This window comes from Clostridium sp. LS, assembly GCF_002760435.1.
Taxonomy (GTDB): domain Bacteria; phylum Bacillota; class Clostridia; order Clostridiales; family Clostridiaceae; genus Clostridium.
This window is the reverse complement of record NZ_AUUU01000167.1, coordinates 1-3,118: the sequence shown is the minus strand read 5'-3', so window position 1 is coordinate 3,118 and position 3,118 is coordinate 1. Positions and strand designations below refer to the sequence as shown.

Sequence of the window (3,118 nt, the reverse complement as noted above, 5' to 3'; positions counted from 1 at the left end):
CGACCTACGCCCTTAGCAGGGGCGCCTCTTCAGCCACTTGAGTAATCCTCCACGTGTCTTATTATAAAATATTTTTAGACAAAAAAATGGCGGAAAGATAGGGATTCGAACCCTAGGTACGCTCACACGTACGCCGGTTTTCAAGACCGGTGCCTTAAACCAACTCGACCATCTTTCCACGTCTCACGACAAATATGATTATATCAAGCAATTATATTTATGTCAACTATTTTATTATAAATTAATTAATTTTATATATTAGATCTTTATTCCTAACTAAAATTTACTTAGTTAATTTGGATATATTAATCTATCTTTTTTGTACATATTATATCAATTCCAGTATTTAGTATATTTCTACAGATAATATCTCCAATATTAATAGGCGAACTTGCATAAATTCTACTAAGAACTTTGGAAAATTCTCTCCACATGTTTCTTTCTATGGGTTTATTACTTTTAACCGATACAACTTTATAATTCATGTTGCCTTTTATTCTAACTAGACTTGTAAATATATCACTATCATTCATACTTAATTCCTCCTGATTAGATTTCATTAAATTCCTTAATACGTCCTACCAAAATTCTAGAATCCATTGAATCATCTACTATATTCAAAACACTCTTATTCATTTCTCTAGCCAAAATTTTTATAATTTTCATATTACAATACGATCCGTTACAACTATCGCTGCCTATTCCCGTACGTCTTTTTACTCCTTCAACAGTTCTTGCGCCTAACGGTCTTCTTATTGAGTCTATAATTTCTCCTTCAGAAACGTTATTACAACTACATATGATGTTTCCATACCTTTTATCTAGAGCAATTATTTTATTCCTTTGTTCCTTTGACATATTCCTAAATATATATACTTCTCTTTTCTTATCCACGTAATCCTTCTTTTTAGTTATATTCATATTAGTTTTAAGCTTTTCCTCTATATCTATAGCGATAGCTGGTGCAACTGTGACCTTAGCATAATTATTGCCAGTAATCCTTATATAACCTTCTTGAAGATTACTATCATTCATAACAATACTATTTTCACTATATGTTTCAGTAAATATATTAGTTATTAAATCTTTTTTTACATACTCTGAAATTCCTCTTGATAGCTTTAATTCATTTTCTAAATCTAAGTTGTTATCACTTTTTATTCCTATTAGGGTCTCCTTTTGCGACATTGGTATGTTTATTAGAAATGTATCTTCATCAACGTCATTAATAATAATAGTATTTTTACTATTCTCAAACTTCTCATTTAACGATATATATTTCATCTTTTTGCTTTTTACATCTATCAAATTTTCATAAGATTTATCACTAAATATTTCACTAGGAATTGTATTAATTACAAATTTACAAGTAAACTTATTTTTATTTGTAGTCACTTTAAATCCCTTAGAAATAGTTTTAATATCTATAACCTCTTCTTCTAATCTAAAGTTAACACCATTATCTGCTGCTACTTCTGCATAAGAAACTGCTAGATTATAAGACGAAATTACCGCAGTATTTTCAGAATAAAGGGCTTTTATTATACCAGCTCTTAAATTGGGCTCTATATCATAAACAGAAGTATCTTCTATAAGGCGTACCCCCTTAATACCATGTTCTTTTGAAGCTTTATACATTTTATCAAGTATGCTGTATTCATCTTCTTTAAGTGAAATTCTTAATGAACCTGTCTTATTATACATGATATTAAATTTCTGGCAATGCTTTTTAATTAAACTATTTCCCCTATTCTCTAACTTAGCCATATATTCATTGCAGGTCTCTGAACCATCATAAATAATTGTAGCATTAGCAAAAGATATATCATTAGCTATATCATAATCCTTTTCAATTAAGGCAATATTTATATTATATTTAGAAAGTTCATATGCAACTGCACATCCAATTATTCCTCCACCTAAAATTAATACATCATAATCCATTGCTAATCCTCCAAATCTGAAACTATAAAATTACGTTTTTTTAATTCTTCTATAATTAAATTGATATCTTCTTCTGTTTCTGCTGATATTGTATGAAGATGGACCCCATTTGTTAATGCCGATAATAATTTTGCCCTTTGTTGCTGATATTTTTGAATAAACTTGTTTAATTCATTGTAATTTTTAATCATAAGCATTCCCTTTATTTCCCCATATAATGGATGTTCAACTATAACATCTTCAATTGTTCCACCATATTTAATTACAGTACTTAATTCATCGAACATTTCTTCCTCAGTATGAGTTACAGCAATAATACACCTAGTTTTATGTTCATTTGAATTAATTATATATCCATCGGGAGTAGCTATTATATTTTTCCCTTTTGCTCTAAGAATAGCTATATCCTTTACTATAACTTGCCTAGTTACTGAAAATTTCTTTGCTATAATACTCCCCTTTAACGGATTGCTATTTTCTGATAGCAATTCTATTATACACTCTCTTCTCTCAATAGAATTCATATTCTCCTCCTATATTAATTCTAATTGTAATTATCACATATTATCAATATTTCTAAATATATATTTTTCTCTGCCCCACTATTATTATGGTGATATCTAACGCAATTTAATATATCTAAATTTTTTACACCTATATTCTCCAATAAACCCACACCAATTTGAGGATGATTATAATAGTTAATTACCCGTTTATTTTTATTATACTTTAAAAATTTCCCACAAGTAATACTATTTAGAATAGTAACAATACTTTTATATAATATATTAATTTTCGCTTTAGATTTTCCTATATCATGTAGTAATGCGCACTTACACATAATATCCTTATTAATATGTAATACATTATTACAATCAATATATTTCATTGCTGATTTACATACTCTTATTGAATGATTTCTTTCTGATTTTGACATTTTCATAAATAAATTTAATTCAGAATCATTAAGATATTTATTTAATATTTCGAAATCATCATTAATATACAAAGATTCTACTGCCCAATAGAATTGTTTAATTCTATAAATTATCATAAAATATCTCCTAAATAATACTATATAAACAAAAAAAGTTATGAATTACTTCATAACTTTCATTTGGTGGAGATAAAGAGATTCGAACTCTTGACCCCCTGCGTGCAAGGCAGGTGCTCT

At 28.0% G+C, this 3,118-nt stretch carries 4 protein-coding genes and 1 tRNA gene; all 5 read right to left on the bottom strand.

Annotated features, from left to right (window positions below; all coding sequences use genetic code 11):
• Nucleotides 1-87 precede the first annotated feature (87 nt).
• Nucleotides 88-178, bottom strand: a tRNA-Ser gene (locus COL3_RS25215).
• 127 nt (nt 179-305) lie between these two features.
• Nucleotides 306-533, bottom strand: a complete 228-nt coding sequence (locus COL3_RS25210; protein ID WP_008426273.1) for a DUF1667 domain-containing protein — start codon at nt 531-533, stop codon at nt 306-308.
• Nucleotides 534-549: 16 nt separating this feature from the next.
• Nucleotides 550-1,944, bottom strand: coding sequence for an FAD-dependent oxidoreductase (locus COL3_RS25205; protein ID WP_008426270.1), 1,395 nt, complete (start codon nt 1,942-1,944; stop codon nt 550-552).
• 2 nt (nt 1,945-1,946) lie between these two features.
• Nucleotides 1,947-2,468 (bottom strand): transcription repressor NadR, encoded by a 522-nt coding sequence (locus COL3_RS25200; protein WP_008426268.1) that lies wholly within the window; start codon nt 2,466-2,468, stop codon nt 1,947-1,949.
• Nucleotides 2,469-2,488: 20 nt separating this feature from the next.
• Nucleotides 2,489-2,998: an HD domain-containing protein gene (locus COL3_RS25195; protein ID WP_008426265.1), complete on the bottom strand. Its 510-nt coding sequence runs from the start codon at nt 2,996-2,998 to the stop codon at nt 2,489-2,491.
• Nucleotides 2,999-3,118 lie beyond the last annotated feature (120 nt).

Coding starts and splice junctions, on each gene's coding strand:
- COL3_RS25210 (WP_008426273.1), bottom strand. CDS start 533: ATGAATGATAGTGATATATTTACAAGTCTAGTTAGAATAAAAGGCAAC.
- COL3_RS25205 (WP_008426270.1), bottom strand. CDS start 1,944: ATGGATTATGATGTATTAATTTTAGGTGGAGGAATAATTGGATGTGCA.
- COL3_RS25200 (WP_008426268.1), bottom strand. CDS start 2,468: ATGAATTCTATTGAGAGAAGAGAGTGTATAATAGAATTGCTATCAGAA.
- COL3_RS25195 (WP_008426265.1), bottom strand. CDS start 2,998: ATGATAATTTATAGAATTAAACAATTCTATTGGGCAGTAGAATCTTTG.